The sequence below is a fragment of the Saccharospirillum sp. HFRX-2 genome, from assembly GCF_043196805.1.
Lineage (GTDB): Bacteria > Pseudomonadota > Gammaproteobacteria > Pseudomonadales > Natronospirillaceae > Saccharospirillum.
Genome location: NZ_JBEBMU010000008.1, coordinates 132627 through 149760, shown reverse-complemented (window position 1 = coordinate 149760; position 17134 = coordinate 132627). Strand labels below are relative to the sequence as shown.

General features: G+C 52.0%; 16 protein-coding genes. 10 read left to right on the top strand and 6 right to left on the bottom strand.

What is annotated here, in order from left to right; all coding sequences use genetic code 11:
* Positions 1 to 7: 7 nt before the first annotated feature.
* On the bottom strand, positions 8 to 454 hold the full coding sequence (locus ABMA60_RS15735; protein ID WP_392804970.1) for a YaiI/YqxD family protein: 447 nt from the start codon (positions 452 to 454) through the stop codon (positions 8 to 10).
* Positions 455 to 571: 117 nt separating this feature from the next.
* Here ABMA60_RS15735 and gloA point away from each other — a divergent pair, with 117 nt between their 5' ends.
* From gloA to ABMA60_RS15715, 4 genes are all read left to right on the top strand, one after another.
* A complete protein-coding gene (gloA, locus tag ABMA60_RS15730; RefSeq protein WP_392804968.1) occupies positions 572 to 1111 on the top strand; it encodes a lactoylglutathione lyase in 540 nt (179 codons plus the stop codon).
* Between the two features lie 627 nt (positions 1112 to 1738).
* Positions 1739 to 2125, top strand: coding sequence for a hypothetical protein (locus ABMA60_RS15725; protein ID WP_392804966.1), 387 nt, complete (start codon positions 1739 to 1741; stop codon positions 2123 to 2125).
* Between the two features lie 204 nt (positions 2126 to 2329).
* A complete protein-coding gene (locus ABMA60_RS15720; protein ID WP_392804963.1) occupies positions 2330 to 5974 on the top strand; it encodes an ATP-binding protein in 3645 nt (1214 codons plus the stop codon).
* Between the two features lie 302 nt (positions 5975 to 6276).
* Positions 6277 to 6543, top strand: a complete 267-nt coding sequence (locus ABMA60_RS15715; protein WP_392804961.1) for an FG-GAP repeat protein — start codon at positions 6277 to 6279, stop codon at positions 6541 to 6543.
* Between the two features lie 106 nt (positions 6544 to 6649).
* Here ABMA60_RS15715 and ABMA60_RS15710 read toward each other — a convergent pair whose 3' ends face one another.
* A complete protein-coding gene (locus ABMA60_RS15710) occupies positions 6650 to 7936 on the bottom strand; it encodes an NAD(P)/FAD-dependent oxidoreductase (protein WP_392804959.1) in 1287 nt (428 codons plus the stop codon).
* An 86-nt stretch (positions 7937 to 8022) separates the two neighbouring features.
* Between ABMA60_RS15710 and ABMA60_RS15705 the strand changes: the two genes are divergently transcribed.
* Positions 8023 to 8298, top strand: coding sequence for a YrhK family protein (locus ABMA60_RS15705; RefSeq protein WP_392804956.1), 276 nt, complete (start codon positions 8023 to 8025; stop codon positions 8296 to 8298).
* Positions 8299 to 8305: 7 nt separating this feature from the next.
* On the opposite strand, the gene ABMA60_RS15700 is transcribed toward ABMA60_RS15705, so the two are convergent.
* Together ABMA60_RS15700 and ABMA60_RS15695 are read right to left on the bottom strand one after the other, a co-directional pair.
* A complete protein-coding gene (locus ABMA60_RS15700) occupies positions 8306 to 9793 on the bottom strand; it encodes a CoA-acylating methylmalonate-semialdehyde dehydrogenase (RefSeq protein WP_392804953.1) in 1488 nt (495 codons plus the stop codon).
* A gap of 21 nt (positions 9794 to 9814) precedes the next feature.
* Positions 9815 to 11122: an aspartate aminotransferase family protein gene (locus tag ABMA60_RS15695; protein ID WP_392804950.1), complete on the bottom strand. Its 1308-nt coding sequence runs from the start codon at positions 11120 to 11122 to the stop codon at positions 9815 to 9817.
* 257 nt (positions 11123 to 11379) lie between these two features.
* Here ABMA60_RS15695 and ABMA60_RS15690 point away from each other — a divergent pair, with 257 nt between their 5' ends.
* On the top strand, positions 11380 to 12873 hold the full coding sequence (locus tag ABMA60_RS15690) for an aldehyde dehydrogenase (RefSeq protein ID WP_392804947.1): 1494 nt from the start codon (positions 11380 to 11382) through the stop codon (positions 12871 to 12873).
* A 58-nt stretch (positions 12874 to 12931) separates the two neighbouring features.
* Here the strand turns inward: ABMA60_RS15690 and ABMA60_RS15685 are convergent, their stop codons facing one another.
* Positions 12932 to 13327, bottom strand: a complete 396-nt coding sequence (locus ABMA60_RS15685) for an SRPBCC family protein (protein ID WP_392804943.1) — start codon at positions 13325 to 13327, stop codon at positions 12932 to 12934.
* Positions 13328 to 13391: 64 nt separating this feature from the next.
* Positions 13392 to 14687, bottom strand: coding sequence for an NAD(P)/FAD-dependent oxidoreductase (locus tag ABMA60_RS15680; protein WP_392804941.1), 1296 nt, complete (start codon positions 14685 to 14687; stop codon positions 13392 to 13394).
* A gap of 171 nt (positions 14688 to 14858) precedes the next feature.
* Here ABMA60_RS15680 and ABMA60_RS15675 point away from each other — a divergent pair, with 171 nt between their 5' ends.
* From ABMA60_RS15675 to wrbA, 4 genes are all read left to right on the top strand, one after another.
* Positions 14859 to 15407, top strand: coding sequence for a cupin domain-containing protein (locus ABMA60_RS15675; RefSeq protein ID WP_392804939.1), 549 nt, complete (start codon positions 14859 to 14861; stop codon positions 15405 to 15407).
* Positions 15408 to 15482: 75 nt separating this feature from the next.
* Positions 15483 to 16034, top strand: a complete 552-nt coding sequence (locus tag ABMA60_RS15670) for a tetratricopeptide repeat protein (RefSeq protein ID WP_392804936.1) — start codon at positions 15483 to 15485, stop codon at positions 16032 to 16034.
* Between the two features lie 95 nt (positions 16035 to 16129).
* Positions 16130 to 16381 carry a GNAT family N-acetyltransferase gene (locus ABMA60_RS15665; RefSeq protein ID WP_392804933.1) on the top strand — a complete coding sequence of 84 codons (252 nt, stop codon included), beginning with the start codon at positions 16130 to 16132 and terminating at the stop codon, positions 16379 to 16381.
* 133 nt (positions 16382 to 16514) lie between these two features.
* Positions 16515 to 17117, top strand: a complete 603-nt coding sequence (gene wrbA, locus ABMA60_RS15660) for an NAD(P)H:quinone oxidoreductase (protein ID WP_392804929.1) — start codon at positions 16515 to 16517, stop codon at positions 17115 to 17117.
* Positions 17118 to 17134 lie beyond the last annotated feature (17 nt).

Here is a 17134-nt window from a genome sequence, read left to right as displayed (position 1 = left end):
GGTGCGCTTAACGCTGGCGCGCCAGCCAGCGATCGAGTTGATTGGCAAAGGCCTGGCGGTCGCTTTGGCTGAACGCTGCCGGGCCACCGGTCTGAATACCACTACTGCGCATCGTATCGAGAAAATCCCGGATGTTCAGCCGGCCTTTGATGTTGTCCTTGGTGAAGGCCTCGCCACGCGGGCTCAGCGCCAGGCCGCCGGCGTCAATCACCTCGGCCGCCAGAGGAATATCGGCGGTGATCACCAAATCTCCAGGTTGCAGCCGCTGCACAATTTCGTTATCGGCAACATCGAAGCCGGAAGCCACCTGCACGCTGCGAATATGCTTCGATGGCGGCGTGCGCATCGGCTGGTTGGCCACCAGCACCAGTTCGGTCGCTGTGCGCTCAGCGGCACGAAACAGAATTTCCTTTACCACGCCCGGACAGGCATCGGCATCGACCCAGATCGTCATCGTTGTTCTCTTCGGTTAACTGGCGGCAGTTTAGCATGGTCGGCTGCGGCGGTTTAAAAGCGGCGGCACAACACCATCTAAGCTGCAACGGAAATCACTCTATTACAGGAGCCCAAAATGAGCCGCCATTTCGAAACCGCTCCCGGCCTGAACCAAGAACGCGACCCGGCCACCCACGACTTTGTGTTCAACCAGACCATGCTGCGCATCAAAGACCCGGCCGTCGCCCTGGATTTCTACACCCGGGTTATGGGCATGACACTGGTGAAAAAACTGGATTTCGAGGCGATGAACTTCTCGCTCTACTTTCTAGCGGCGATCAAGCCAGATGAGCTGAGCGACTGGTCCGATGATGCCAAAACCCGCACCGCCCAAACGTTCGGCCGCCCGGCCATGCTGGAGTTGACCCACAACTGGGGCACCGAAAACGACGCCGACTTCCACTACCACAACGGCAACGACCAACCCCAGGGTTTCGGCCATATTGGTTTTGCCGTACCGGACCTGGACGCCGCCTGCGCCCGTTTTGATGAACTGGGCGTCGACTACGTCAAACGCCCGGAAGACGGCAAGATGAACGACCTGGCTTTTATCAAAGACCCGGATGGCTACTGGATCGAGATTTTTGCGGCTGAGCGGATTGCTGGGGCGTTTTGAAGTAACCAAGATAACCCTGAGATCCCGGACTAGATACGGGATCTCACCAAGCCCCAGTGGTAATGAGCGACGCCAAGTTCAAAAGGGGTTAGAAGCAATCAAATACCAAAGATCTCTGACCCTATTGGAGCCATCAAACTTGAGGCAGACACACCCCGCTTTGAAAGTGACCTGGAAGTTCCACGGAGGGCGGGTATTCCTGCTGAATCTTTCATAAAGCCGACTCAGGGAAGCGCTTGTTTAAAAAACACTGTATGAATCTAACCTTGCGGGTATCGAAAATCCGGCCGGCGGAACATGACCTTTCAGATCACCCTTGCACCAAATCCAAACTTCCAAACACATAAAAGCGCCTCTACCAATACCGAACCTTAAAGCACCACTAATCGCCCAAAGCGGACACATTCGCACCCAAAAACTTGAACTGCGTCGCAAAAAGGCGTAGTCGTAGCCTTGTTACAGCCAACCACAAACAATTCGAACTCTTGGTGCGCTCTGTAACTGGCTGGGCGGTAGCGTAAATGGCAACGCTGTTTCATCTCTCGTAATAAGCCGCAGCCCCCTTTTAAAATGAGGCTATTGGTAGCTGCAACAGAGTGTCCAATGTTAAATGCCAAGGAGAATTAGGTGCCGCAAAATCAACAAAGTGGTGCGCGAGCAAACGATTGGGGCCGCCAAATAGCCAGAGAAATTGCTGAAGCTATTGGGGCAGAAATGCTTTCGAAAAACAGCAACGAGTGCAAATTAGAGGGCGAAAGAGCTGTCATTAAGTGCGCCAAACTATCCACCGATAGCGTAGGTGTTACATATAAGATGCTTGAGCGAATTCAATTCATCATAGGTGCATTTCAAGCTGAAAACGGGAAGTTCGATATCTATAAGCTGCCATCGCCTATCTTTCAAAAAAATATGCGTGCAACCGCTTCTCATGGTTCTGCCAAAGGGAAAGTTGGTATCGTAAGAAAAACAATATTCCATTCCTCTGGAAAATTCATGTCGTCAGTAAAAGTCTAGCTAACACCATGCTGCACAATATCTAGCTTTAGATCTCTATATACTTCTTGGAAAGCGATTAGTGACAAATAAACGGGGCACCCAGTTTGGCCCTTGACGGACTTCAAGTGTTCCACGGCGAAAACACATTAGCCTAGATTCTCTTGCAGCCACGGTGTCATTAGGTATTTATAAATCCCAAATATCCAGTTGGTCCGATATCACATGAAAAAAGCCATAACAGCCCTTACACGCCGGCTTATAAACAAACTAAATAAATTTGTATATTGGCTGGAAGAACAAAATATCGCTGCTGACGTTAAGTCAAATTTTGTGGACCTCGCACCAACCGATGAGGCAGATAAGTCTGGTGTTTATTCTGAAGCTTTAATGTTTGCGACAAACAACGAGAAAGTTACTAATATTGCCCTGACTGGCCCCTATGGATCAGGAAAAAGCAGCATAATACTGTCCTTCCTTAAAAGGTACCGCCGTCCCGCACTTCGTATTTCTCTCGCTGCGTTTGTTCCCGAGGCGAGCTACGGAGAAGACAAAAAAAACAAACAAAGTGATTCTAATATAAAAGGCAATGTGAGCCGCCAAGAGATTGAAAGAAGTATTTTACAACAATTGTTATATGGTGCGGACTCAAATAGGTTACCTCTATCGCGCTTTAAACGTATTCAGACACCAGGTATTTGGTCAATACCAAAATCTATATTTATTACTCTCGGGGTTCTTTCAGTATGGCATATCTTTTTTCATCATGAAGATATCTCCAGTGGTGCTTTCTTTGAACCAATAGAGCTTAGCAATTGGCTCAATTTAACAAGTTTTTTCATAGCAATTATATTCTTCTTCGGTGCAGTTCATAAGTTCTACGTGGCAAGCTTCGGCCTTTCACTCAAAAGCGTTTCATTGAGAGATATTGAAATAAAACCCGCTTTTGATGACCAAGCATCCATACTGAATCGTCATCTAGACGAGATAATATATTTCTTCCAGTCAACTAAATACGACCTTGTTATTATTGAGGACTTGGATCGTTTTAAAGATTCAGAGATATTTGTCACATTGCGGGAAATCAATAATCTTGTGAACGAGAACTCAGGCGTGAAGCGAACCATCAGGTTTCTTTATGCCCTTCGTGATGACATTTTTATAAACACTGATCGAACAAAATTTTTTGAATTTATTGTTCCTGTTATACCGATCATTAACACGTCAAACTCTATTGATATGGTATTAGCCCAGGGCAGCAGAATTGAGCTTGACGAGGGTCTTAACAAGCAATTTTTAAGAGAAGTTTCGAGATATCTAAACGATCTAAGATTAATACAGAACATATTTAACGAGTATGTTATTTATTCAGCAAAAATCGATGCAGATAAAGAAAAATACCTCGACCCTAATAAACTACTTGCTATCTTAATTTATAAGAATGTATACCCAAGAGATTTTGAACAATTGCATCGTGGATCGGGAAATCTAACTACCATTCTTAATCTAAAGGAATTTTTTATAGCTGGTGGCGAGAGCCGCTATAGAGCAGAGATTGAAACACTCGAAAAAGAGCTTGAGGTCGCAGAGCGACAAACGCCTTTAGATCTGAATGAGTTGCGAAAAATATATGCCATGGCACTAATTGAGAAGCTTCCAAGTGCAACCCGCAGTGTTAGTATAGATCACCAAGGATGGATCGCTTTTCCCAAACTGGTTGATCAAGATAATTTCGAGGAGTTAATCACCTGTAAAAACCTATACTACATTGACATAAATGGTCACATAAATCAGATAACAAACCTCAACTTGGAAAAAGAAATTGATCCTCAAAAGTCATACCAAAAGCGAAAATCAGAAATAGAAAAAAAAGACACTGAAAATAGAAATATAATATTGCATAAAATAAATGATCTTAGATCGAAAATCTCACAACTTCGAACAATTAAACTCAATGAATTATTGAGGCTTAACGCCAATAGCGTAAAAGAATATTTTAAGGATTTCGGAGAAAACAGTGAACTTGCTCGTTTTCTGATTCTAGAAGGTTATCTCGACGACACATACTATCAATACACCTCTCTCTTTCACTCAGGTCGTTTATCTCCAAATGACAATAAATTTCTAATTCAGATACGTGCTTTCGTTACACCCGAGCCTGACTTTCAGATCGACAACCCTAAAGAAGTTATTGCTGCAATGCGAGACGAAGACTTTCGGCAAAGCTACGTTTTAAATGTTATGATCGTCGACTGCATGCTTAATGACAGCATTAGTTACCATGATCAAATCAAAAAAATGTTCGAGCATATTTCGATAAAATTTTCGGATTCTGAGAAATTTTTCGATACCTTTTACAACAATGGCTCAAACATTTCGAGACTGCTTTCAGGTCTTATCAACACTTGGGAAGATTTTATTCCTGAAGCGATAACAAGCCCAAAAAATATTTTACACATTACCCAAATAATCCTGAATACTCCTAAAAACAAGCTCGAAGAACTAGCAAAAAAATTTAGAGGGTTCCCTGAGTTTGTTTCGGAAAATCTTCCAGACATACTGATAAATTCGCCAGAACTGGAACCAGAGTGTCTTGTTTGTCTTAACTTTGAGGTTAAAGACCTAGCATCTGTTAAAGACCACCCTGAAATTGTCCGCACCATGTTCGAACGCGGATTGTTCGAACTTACAATGGAGAACATTGAATATATTTACCAGGCCATTCTAGGGGAAAACAACCTCAGGCCACTATATGAGAAAAACTACACGGCTATACGTTCGACGGATAATAAAATTTTAATAGACAGAGTCGAACGTGAGTTTGACCACTATTTACATGATATCCTTTTAAGTCTTCCAGAAAACTCGAAGGAAGATGTGCCATCTATATTGGCGGTCATTAATCGCGAAGATATAAATTTAGACAGTATCGAAAAGTTTCTTGATCAACAAACGACCTTGCTGCCAATACTAGAAGATTTGCCTTACAGTCTCTACCCTGTACTGTTCCGGCTAGGTAAGATCGAGCCAACCTGGGTAAACTGCAATAATTACATGAAAAGTGAAGTATTCGACGAAGGAAGTTTGATTGACTATCTTGACCGAGAGTATATTCGAGAAGCTATTCTTAAAAACCCCATCCCCAGCGACCCAGAGTCAGTTGATCTGCGTTATTTCCTTGTCAGTGCAGATTCTATGTCTGATGTTAACTATAAAGATTATGTGAATGCTTTACCTAAATTTTTCAAGAAATTTCCCGCAGAACTCAATGCAACTAAACGAAAAATTTTAATTGAGGAGAAGAAAATTGAATTTAACAAAGAAAATATAGAAGCAGTATCAGAAGATAGGGAGTTGCAAGTATTTTTTGTTACCACCAATATCAATAAATATCTAAGCCACCCTGAAAATTTTGAATTAAACGACGATTTTCTGGAGGATATTCTTCAATCTATAATTGATAATTCTGTGAAGCTAGAAGTGATAAAAATCATGGATCTAAATGCGCTCACCAATCGCCCTGAACGTGCAGCACTCATTGGGTCTATTCTTGCTGATAATACTAAAATATCCTTACCCGGAGCTAATGTTGTGCAGTCTATGATTGAAGCATCGAAGCAGCTTACCGTAAAAATAACACTCTTCAATAAATATCAAGAAATACTTTCAAACAGTGAAGTTCGAAGAATCCTAAGCATATTACCTGATCCTTTTTGCAAAATAACAATCGGACATCATAAACCAAAATTAAAAAATACCGCTGAAAATAGAGATCTAGTTAAGTGGCTTTGTGACAGAAAAATCATTTCATCATATAAAAATGGATTATTTTCAGGTGATGACATAAAAGTTAATCTCTATAGAAATTAACCGGAGTATTCAGATACTTCGCCTGCGCACGATAGAAAGTGATATTGAAGGTAAGCTTGCCAGGTTCGTTGCGCAATCAAGTAGAGCAACCAGCGCTGAGAATATTTCTGTTCCCGATTGATCCTGATTATCGAATGGTTAGGTAGGCGTCTTATTAAGCGGTTTTACCGCACACCGCCCTTAATCCGCAGTTGTCTACCCACCTCCAGACAGACACTTCGCCAACGCCATCAGCCTGAGTAACGACGGCCATCGATTAATGGTTGGCGCAAAGTTCCAAGGTGGCGATAGTAGCGGTATCAATGGTACTGATAGTGGCAATGGGAAAAGCAGTTCCGGAGCCGTTTACAGCTATCGGTTTATCGACGGATAACTGGACGGATGAGTCCTATATCAAAGCCAGCAATACTGATGCATCTGACTTTTTTGGTACTTCACTCTCCCTCAGCGGCGATGGCAATACACTGGCCGTTGGAGCGCCAGGAGAAGACAGTTCAGCAACAGGCATCAATGGTGATCAAGCACCGGAGAAGAAAGCTTCCGCCTCCGGCGCCGTCTACCTCTACTGATTAACCCACCCCAACAAAAAAACCGGTGCCTGATCGCACCGGTTTTTTTATGCCTCAACCTTACCCCAGACGCTTGGGTTCAGTTATCGTTTAACAGAACCCCCACTTAAATCCCTAACTTATCCCGCAAGCCATAATAGATCGCGCCTGCTGCTGTGTAGGGCGCACGCAGCAAGCGGCCACCGGGGAAGGGGAAGTGCTTCAGCGCGGCAAAAGCATCAAAGCGTTCAGCCTGACCGCGCAGTGCTTCGGCAATTAATTTGCCCGCCAGATGTGTTGTCGTCACACCGTGGCCGCTGTAACCCTGGGCGTAATAAATGTTGTCGCCGATGCGGCCAAACTGCGGCAGGCGGCTCATGGTGAGCAGGAAATCGCCGCCCCAGGCGTAGTCGAATTTCACACCTTTGAGTTGCGGGAAAGTGCTTTCCAGATGCGGCCGTAAGAAGTTCTCGATGGAGCGCGGGTCGCCACCACCGTAGGTGACACCTCCGCCGTAGAGCAATCGAAAATCGCCGGTGATGCGGTAGTAATCGAGCTTGTAATTGCAGTCTTCGACGCACTGCAATTGCGGAATCAGTTCGCGGGCTTTTTCCTCACCCAGCACTTCGGTGGTGACGATCTGAGTACCACAGGGCATCGATTTCGCGGCCAGTTCCGGCACCAGATTACCCAGGTAAGCATTGCCGGCGACCATCAGATACTTGGCCGTTACCTGGCCCTGATCGGTGTGCACGACCGGCTTCTCGCCGCGCTCAATACGCAGCACTTTGGAGTCTTCAAAAATCTGCCCGCCATGACTTTCAATGGCGGCGGCTTCACCGAGCGCCAGATTCAGCGGATGAATATGACCGCCGCGCTGGTCGAGCAAGCCGCCGAGATAACGATCGGACTTCAGGTAGTCGCCCAGCGCATTGCGATCAAGCAATTTCATTTCATCGTTGCCGTAGCGTGCCCAGAGCGCTTGCTGCTCGGCCAGCTCATGCATTTGACGTTTGTTGAAGGCGACGAACAAACCACCGGGCTTGTAATCACAATCGATCTGATACTGAGCGATGCGCTGACGAATAATGTCAGCGCCTTCGAACGCCATAGAGCCAAGCATCTTCGCCATGTCATGGCCGTAGTTACGCTCGATCACATCCAGATCGCGGCTGTAGCTGTTCACCAGCTGCCCACCGTTACGGCCGCTGGCACCAAAGCCAATGCGCGCCGCTTCCAGGACCACTACCTTGAAACCGGCTTCGGCTAAATGCAGCGCCGTTGATAAACCGGTAAAGCCCGCGCCGATCACACAGACATCGGCTTCAACTGCTTCCGTCAGCGGCGGTCGTTGCGGCGCTGCATTGGCCGTGGCGGCGTAATAGGAACCGGTGTGTTCGGTGCGTTCAGCCATGTTTAAAACTCTCCTACAAGAGCACGTTTGCGTTGTGAATTGCGCTGCCTCTATGCTTGCCAGCCTTAACTGCGACGGAGGCAACGATGACCGACACCAACCTGGACAATCCGCTCACCCTGAAACTGGGTCATGAAGAACTGATCATCCGGCGACGTTACGAAGTGCTGAGCATCATCAATGACTTCTTTATCGCCATCTGGTTTTTTGTCGGCAGTATTTTGTTTCTGTTTCCCAGCCAGGAAACACTGGCGGTGTGGTTTTTTATCATCGGCAGTTTTCAGTTTTTAATCCGGCCAACCTTACGGCTGGCCAGCCACTTTCATCTGCAACGCATTCCACCCAGCCAGTGGAATAACTGACCCTGGATCAATCCAGCGTCGGCATGACAAATTCCGCACCCAGATCGCCTTCCGGCCAGCGTGCGGTAACGGCTTTGCGTTTGGTGTAGAAGCGCACGCCTTCCATGCCGTGAACGTGGTTGCTGCCAAACAGCGAACGCTTCCAGCCACCGAACGCATGGAAGGCCATCGGTACCGGAATCGGCACATTGACACCAACCATGCCGACCTGAATGTCGCGCACAAACTGACGCGCCACACCGCCGCTGCGAGTATAGATGGAGGTGCCATTCCCGAACTCGTGAGCGTTAATCAGTTTTACTGCGCTGACGTAATCGGGCACGCGCACCACGCACAATACCGGACCAAAAATTTCTTCACGGTAGATGGTCATGTCCGCCGTTACCTGATCGAACAGACAGCCACCAATAAAGTAGCCATTCTCGCAGCCGGCGACGTTTAAACCACGGCCATCGACGATCAACTGAGCACCTTCGGCCACGCCGGTATCGACATAGCCAGTCACTTTCTGCAGATGCGCCGCGCTCACCAGCGGCCCCATATCGAGGCCTTTTTCAGCGCCGTTGCCGATTTTTAATTCACGCGTTTTGGCGGCCAGTTTTTCCACCAGTTCGTCGGCAATATCACCCACGGCCACGGCCACCGAAATCGCCATACAACGTTCACCGGCCGAACCATAAGCCGCACCCATCAGCGCATTCACCGCGCCATCAAGATCGGCATCAGGCATGACTACCAAATGGTTTTTGGCGCCGCCCAGAGCTTGCACGCGTTTGCCGTGTTCGCTGGCGGTGCGGTAGATGTATTCGGCAATGGGCGTGGAACCGACAAAGCTCACCGCCTGGACATGCGGGTTAATCAACAGCTCATCGACGGCTTCTTTATCGCCATTGACGACATTAAAAACGCCATCGGGAAGCCCGGCTTCTTTTAACCAGTCGGCAACCAACAAGGCCGCGCTCGGATCTTTCTCCGAGGGTTTCATGACGAAGGTATTGCCGCAGGCGATGGCCACCGGCCACATCCACATCGGCACCATGGCCGGAAAGTTAAAAGGCGAAATACCGGCGACCACACCGAGCGGTTGGCTGACCGACCAGGCATCGACACCGCGCCCCACCTGTTCGGTGATTTCGCCTTTCAACAGATGCGGAATACCACAGGCAAACTCGACCACTTCCATGCCGCGAATCACTTCACCGCGGGCGTCTTCAAATACCTTGCCGTGCTCGGCGCTGATGACCCGCGCCAGGTCATCGAGGCGTTCATCGAGCAGCATTTTGAAGCGGAATAAAATGCGCGCCCGGTTCAGCGGCGTGGTTTCCATCCAGTCCGGCAAGGCCTGGCGGGCGGCTTCTACGGCTTGCTGAACTTCGGCTTTGGACGCCAGCGAAACCTGAGCCGTCTGCTCACCCAAGGCCGGATTAAAAACCGGACCCTGACGTTCGGAAGCTGCAGTACGCTGGCCGCCGATAAAATGGTTGATCTGCTGCATAAATAACTCCTGGATTCGGTCTCAGCCAACACTCTGGATGGCGCTGCGAATGGCACTGATGATTTGATCGATCTGGTCTTCGCTGATGATCAGCGGCGGCGATAGCGCCAGCGTATCGGCGGTGCAGCGAGTCAGCACATTGCCTTGCCAGTAACAGTGATGGAACACATCGTAGCCGCGTGCACCCACAGCGCCATCGCGCGGATGCAATTCGATGCCACCGACCAGACCGATATTGCGAATGTCTTTGACCACATCCAGATCATTCAGGCTGTGCAGCGCATCCTGGAAACGCACTTCCAGTTCCAGCGCGCGCTGGAACAAACCTTCGGCTTCATAGATGTCGAGCGTCGCCAGACCAGCGGCGGCGGCCACCGGATGACCGGAATAGGTGTAGCCGTGGAACAGCTCGATGGTTGCATCCGGGCCGTTCATAAAAGCATCGTGAATAAAGTCGGCGGCGAACACCGCGCCCATCGGCACCGAGCCGTTGGTCAGGCCTTTGGCGGTGGTCATTAAATCCGGAGTGACGCCAAAACGCGTCGCCGCAAAGGCCTCGCCAACCCGACCAAAACCGGTGATGACTTCATCGAAAATCAGCAGAATGCCGTGCTGTTTCGTCAGCTCGCGCAGGCGTTTTAAATAACCGACCGGCGGCAACACCACACCGGCCGAACCGGCGACCGGTTCGACGATCACGGCTGCTATGGTATCGGCGCCGTAGAGGTCGATCATACGTTGCAGGTCTTCGGCTAGGTCGGCACCGGCTTCGGGCAAACCACGGCTGAACGCATTTTCCGGTAACAGGGTATGACGCAGATGCGCCACATTGGGCAGACCCGGACCAAAGGCACGCTTGTTATTGACCAGACCACCGACCGAAATGCCACCAAAGCCCACGCCGTGATAACCCTTTTCGCGGCCAATCAAACGCGTGCGCTGACCATCGCCTTTGGCGCGGTGATAAGCCAGCGCAATCTTCAGGGCGGTATCGACCGACTCGGAACCGGAGTTGGTGAAGAACACCTTATTCAGACCTTCGGGCGTGTACTGCACCAGACGTTCGGCCAGCTCGAACGGCGCCGGATGACCCATCTGAAAGGTCGGGCCATAGTCGAGCGTGCTGATCTGTTTGTGCACTGCCTTGGAGATAGCGTCGCGTCCGTGACCGGCGTTCACGCACCACAAACCGGCGGTGCCATCGAGCAGGGTACGGCCATCTTCGGTGGTGTAATGCATGCCTTCGGCCGCCACCAGCATGCGCGGTTCGGCCTTGTATTGGCGGTTGGCGGTGAAGGGCATCCAGAAGGCATCGGTTTTAACAGACATGGCGGCCTCGCTATGGCAATGGGTAGCAACATCGCCCTTGCTCGAAATCGGCATCGCGACGTTTGTTATTTTGAACATGCAGCGCCAGTGTATGTCAAAGATTCACGGTCGCCAACCACCGCCAACCTCCGCGATAGTTGCATTCTGTCTACCCCGAACCGCCACAAAAGCGGGTTTCAACAAGCGTTCAATATATTGAATGTTCACCGCCCACTGGAGTAAGGTGGCAGCATTAAAATTTCCCGCTCGAGGCCGCCATGACCACCCAAACTCTTGACTACTGGACCCAACAGGCCGCTGCCCTGAAAGCCGAAGGCCGCGCCTATATCGATGGCGAATACAGCGATGCGCTCTCGGGTGAAACCTTCGAATCGCGCAGCCCGATCGATAATCGCCTGCTCGCCAATGTGGCTGCCTGTAGCTCTGCCGATGCTGACCGCGCGGTCGCCGCTGCCCGCCGCGCTTTCGATGCTGGTGAGTGGTCACAACTGCCGCCGGCCAAGCGTAAGTCGGTGCTGCTGCGCTTTGCCGCCCTGATCAAAGAACACGGCGACGAACTGGCGCTGCTCGATACGCTCGATATGGGCAAACCGATTGGCGATTCCACCGGCGTCGATATTCCAGCCACGGTGCGCTCTATTCAATGGTCGGCCGAAGCCATCGACAAACTGTACGACGAAATTGCACCCACGGCGCACGATGAACTCGGTCTGGTCACGCGCGAGCCGGTTGGCGTGGTCGCTGCCATCGTGCCGTGGAATTTCCCGATGATTATGGCCAGCTGGAAGATCGGCCCGGCACTGGCGATGGGTAATTCGGTGATTCTTAAACCGTCGGAAAAATCGCCATTGAGCGCCATCCGACTGGCCGCGCTTGCCACCGAAGCCGGCATTCCCAAAGGCGTCTTTAATGTGCTGCCCGGTTTTGGCCACACCGTCGGCAAGGCGCTGGCGTTGCATATGGACGTCGATACGTTGGTGTTTACCGGCTCCACCGGCGTCGCCAAACAGCTGATGATTTATTCCGGTGAATCCAACTTAAAACGCATCTGGAGTGAAGCCGGCGGCAAATCACCGAACGTCGTCTTTGCCGATGCACCCGATCTGGACGCCGCCGCTGCGGCCGCCGCCGAAGGCATCTGCTTTAACCAGGGCGAAGTCTGCACCGCCGGTTCACGCTTGCTGGTCGAAGCCAGCATCGCCGACGACTTTATGGAAAAGGTGCGCGCCGCCATTGCCACCTGGAAACCCGGCAACCCGCTCGACCCGGCCACCAAGGTCGGTGCCATTGTCGATGAAGCTCAACTGCAACGCGTACAAAGCTATATCGCCGCCGGCCACGAAGGCGGTGCCCGTCTGACTGCCGGTGGCGAACGCCTTAATGCCGTCGATGGTGGCTTCTTTGTTGAACCAACGGTGTTTGAAGACGTTACCGCCCAGATGCGCATTGCCCAGGAAGAAATCTTCGGGCCGGTATTATCGGTGATTCGCTTTGAAGACGAAGCCGAAGCGCTGCGCATTGCCAACGACAGCGTCTATGGTCTGGCCGCCGCCCTCTGGACCGCCAACCTCAGCCGCGCCCATCGCTTTGCCAAAGGCCTGCGCGCCGGTTCGATCTGGGTCAACCAGTGGGACGCCGGCGACATGACAGCGCCCTTTGGCGGTTATAAACAGTCGGGTAACGGCCGCGATAAATCGCTGCATGCGTTCGATAAGTATTCTGAGATTAAGGCGACCTGGATTAAGTTGTAAATCCTGCCTGCCTTGCACAAAAAAGGAGCCCTTCGGGGCTCCTGCGTTGCATCACACCTTAGGACTCGAATATCGACTTCAACACCGATAAATCTCGCTCAATGGCGGCTTTGTCGGCGTCAAACTCCGCGTCGGTCATACCGGGACGCGACATCAGCGTGAACATCACTTCACAGCCTTCGCCATTGGCAATAACACGCATTGGATTATTCACCACCTCACCGTTATCGAGTTCAACTTTGTGGTCCAGTACACCCAGCGTATTGGCCGGCGTAAAACGAATGCGAGCGGTGCCAAAAGGAGCGTCAGCGATCCACACCTCACCCTCTTGCCGTATCGTCGACTGGGCCAAACCAGCCGCCCAGGCGGTTAAATTCTCTGGGTTCACCACATAGCGGTACACCGCATCTGGCTTAGCGTTAATCGAAATAGTCACATGGGCAACACGATTCACACTAGGAGCTCCGGCTTCTTTTTGAAGTGGCCAGCCTATCCAATAAAAACCCAGCCAGCCAGTTTCAAAGCCAATCCTTCATCCGGTAATACAACATCCCCAACGCCAGCAACGGCGACCGGAATTTCGGCCCGCCAGGGAAGGTGATGTGCTTCACCTTCTCCAGCAAATCCAAGCGTGCGCTTTCGGCGTGGATACTTTCGGCAATGACTTTGGCCGCCAGGTGAGTGACGTTCACACCATGGCCGGAATAAGCCTGGGCGTAGTAGATGTTGGGTTTGAGTCGACCGACCTGCGGGAAGCGGTTGGCGCCGATGCCGATCATGCCGCCCCATTGGTAGTCGATGCGTACGTCTTTTAAATAGGGAAATACCTTGTCCAGATGCGGTTTAAGTACAGCCTCGATGGAAGACGGGTCGCGCCCGGAATAGTTGCACAGGCCGCCAAACAGCAGGCGGTTGTCGGCGGACAAACGGTAATAATCAAGCGCTACATTCATATCGCAAACGGCGTGGTTGCCGGGCAGCACGCGTTTGGCCATGGCGTCGTCGAGGGGTTCTGTCGCCATCATATAGCTGCCTGCGGGCAGCACTTTGCCGGCCAGGGTTTTGTTCAGACCAGCAACATAGGCATTGCCGCACAAAACCAATCGTTCAGCCGTCACCTCGCCCTGTTCGGTTTTGATCCGCGCCGGTTCGCCTTCAATCACCTCGGTCACGGCGCTGCGTTCAAAAATCCGCACACCCAGACTCGCCGCTGCCCTGGCTTCGCCAGTCACCAGATTCAGCGGATGCAGATGACCGCTACCCTGATCAACCAGGCCGCCCAGATAGCGCTCGGAGCCGACGACTTCGCCCAATCGATCCGGTGGAATCAGTTCAAACTGATCGCCCAACGGTGTCTTGTTCAGCGCCTCAACGTCGGCTTGTAGATCACGCCAGTGACGCGGTCGGTTAGCGACATCGGCATAGCCCCAGCGCAGATCACAATCGATGTCGTATTGAGCGACACGCTGGCCAACGATATCGAGCGCCTCGCTGCCCATGGCTTCCACCTCGGCCATGCCCGCCTCACCCAGCACTTTGCGAAACGGCGCCAGACCATGACCGATGCCGCGCACCAGTTGGCCGCCATTGCGACCGGACGCGCCCCAGCCAATACGCCGCGCTTCCAGCAGCACCACGTTGTAACCCCGTTCCGCCAGTTCTAATGCGGTGTTAACGCCACTGAAACCGCCACCGACCACGCAGACATCGGCGCGGATCGACTCGGTCAGTTGCGGGTAACGTTGGTCGTAGCGGACGGTATCAGCGTAGTAAGAGGCCGGATGATCCGGGCCATGGGTGCGGGGGTTTAACATCGTGGTCTTCAGTTCCAGTGTTAATTATAATGGGCGATCGTTTGGTATTTTTGACATAGCGTCAGTGGCATTGCAAGCCACAACAGCCGTAGTGATGGAGCTTGCATGGTGAGGGTCAGTGGCGTTTGATAGGCTGTAAAAAATAATGAAACCCCCTGGAGGGATGCACTCTTGGATGTAGGCGAACGACTCAAATCCATTCGTGAACAACACGGACTGTCACAACGGGAGCTGGCCAAACGCGCCGGCGTCACCAACAGCACCATTTCCATGATCGAAAAAAACAGCGTCAGCCCCAGCGTCAGTTCGCTGAAAAAAGTATTGCAGGGCATTCCCATGTCGCTGGTCGAATTCTTCGCCGAAGAAAACGAGAACGAGTCAACCCAGCCGGTTGTTTATTCACCGGACGATCTGCTCGATCTATCCGTCAATGATGTCCAGCTCAAGCTGGTCGGCCGCGCCTTCGGCAAACGGGCGCTGGCTTTTATGATCGAAACCTATGAGCCCGGCGCCGACACCGGCGCCGACCTTTACGTACACGACGGTGAAGAAGCCGGTCTGGTCGTGCGCGGCGCTTTTGAACTGACCGTCGGCAACGACGTCTACCAGCTGCACAAAGGCGACAGCTACTACTTCGATTCCACCCGGCCGCATCGTTTTCGCAACCCGTTCGACGAACCCTGCCAGATTATCTCGGCCACCACACCGGCCAACTTCTAACCATAACGTCGGCAGTGAAGTCGCCAGTCATGGTCTAGACTATGTCTTCCAAGATGACACTAACGGAGCAGGCTAATGTCCGTTCATCGCTGGAGTCTGTCGCTGCTGCTGGTGTTGTTCACCGGCATCAGCGCGGCCGATCAATTCAATGTCCGGCTCGATCCACTGTTCGCCCGGCTGCAGCGTGCGCCCGATGCGGTGACCTCAGCCATGATCGAACAGCAAATCTGGCGCGCCTGGAGCGAAGCACCCAACGACGCGGCCGGTCGACTGATGCGTCGTGGCACCGCCGCCATGCAGGCCGGCCAGTTGGAAACCGCCCTGAGTAATTTCAATGAGCTGATCGAAACCGAACCGGAATTCGCCGAAGCCTGGAATAAACGCGCCACCGTCCATTATCTGCTCGGCAACTATCAGCAATCGATCGCTGACATCGACCAGACCCTGGCGCTGGAACCGCGTCACTTCGGCGCCTTGTCCGGCCTCGGCGCCATCTTCGCGCAGCTGGAACAGCCCAACGCCGCCATCCGCGCCTTCGAAGCGGTACTGGAAATTTATCCGCAATCGAACAGCAGCAAACGCAGCATTAAACAGTTGGAAGCCAACCTTCAGGGACGCGTGCTCTAGGCTGGTTTTCTAGACGCTTGTTCCCGATAGCTGTTCTGGACAGAGCGCCGCTCCAGCCGCAAGAATAAGCACACCTTCTTGCGCACGGAGTCTGTATGAGCAGTGTTGAACACCAGCCCGAACAGCAGCAGTTTATCCTCAGCCTGGACGATGGTCAGGGACACCTGCGCTATCAGCTCAGCGGCCAGGACATCGACTTCACCTCCACCTTTGTGCCAGATAACTGGCGCGGTCGCGGCCTGGCCCGTGAGCTGGTCGATGCCGGCTTAGCCTGGGCACGTGGCGAAGGCTATAACATCCACGCCAGTTGCTGGTACGTCCAGAAAGTGCTCGAACGCGGTGGTTAAAGTCGTGCCGAGCCTTAGTGAAAATCTTTGAACCCCGGCGTCAATTTCCTTCGCTTTGATCAGCAAAGCAGAGGCGCATACTAGCCGCCGTATCGGAACCCCCCGTTCAAATTTTTCCACCGAGGAAACTGACATGACTAAAGTACTGGTGCTCTATTACTCCATGTATGGCCACATGGAAACCATGGCCAAAGCCGTTGCCGAAGGCGCTAAAAGCGCAGGCGACGCAGAAGTCACCATCAAACGCATCCCGGAAACCATGAGCGCTGATGCTCTGGCCGCCATCGGTGCCAAAACCGATTCCGAATTCCCGGTTGCCAGCGTTGACGAACTGGCCGATTACGACGCCATCATCTTCGGCACCCCGACTCGCTTCGGCAACATGACTGGCCAGATGCGCACCTTCCTCGACCAGACTGGCGGTCTGTGGGCGCAGGGCAAACTGGTCGGCAAAGTGGGCTCTGTGTTCACTTCTACCGGTACTCAGCACGGCGGTCACGAAACCACCATTACCTCTTTCCACACCACCTTGCTGCACCAAGGCATGGTCATCGTCGGCGTCCCTTACAGCTGCCCTGGCCTGACCTATATGGACGACATCACCGGTGGCAGCCCTTACGGTGCCGGCACTCTGGCCGGTGGCGACGGCAGCCGTCAGCCGAGCGAAAACGAGCTCGATATTGCCCGTTTCCAAGGCAAGCACGTCGCTGAGATCGCCAAGAAGCAAGCGGCCTGAGCCGACTCGATTTAACG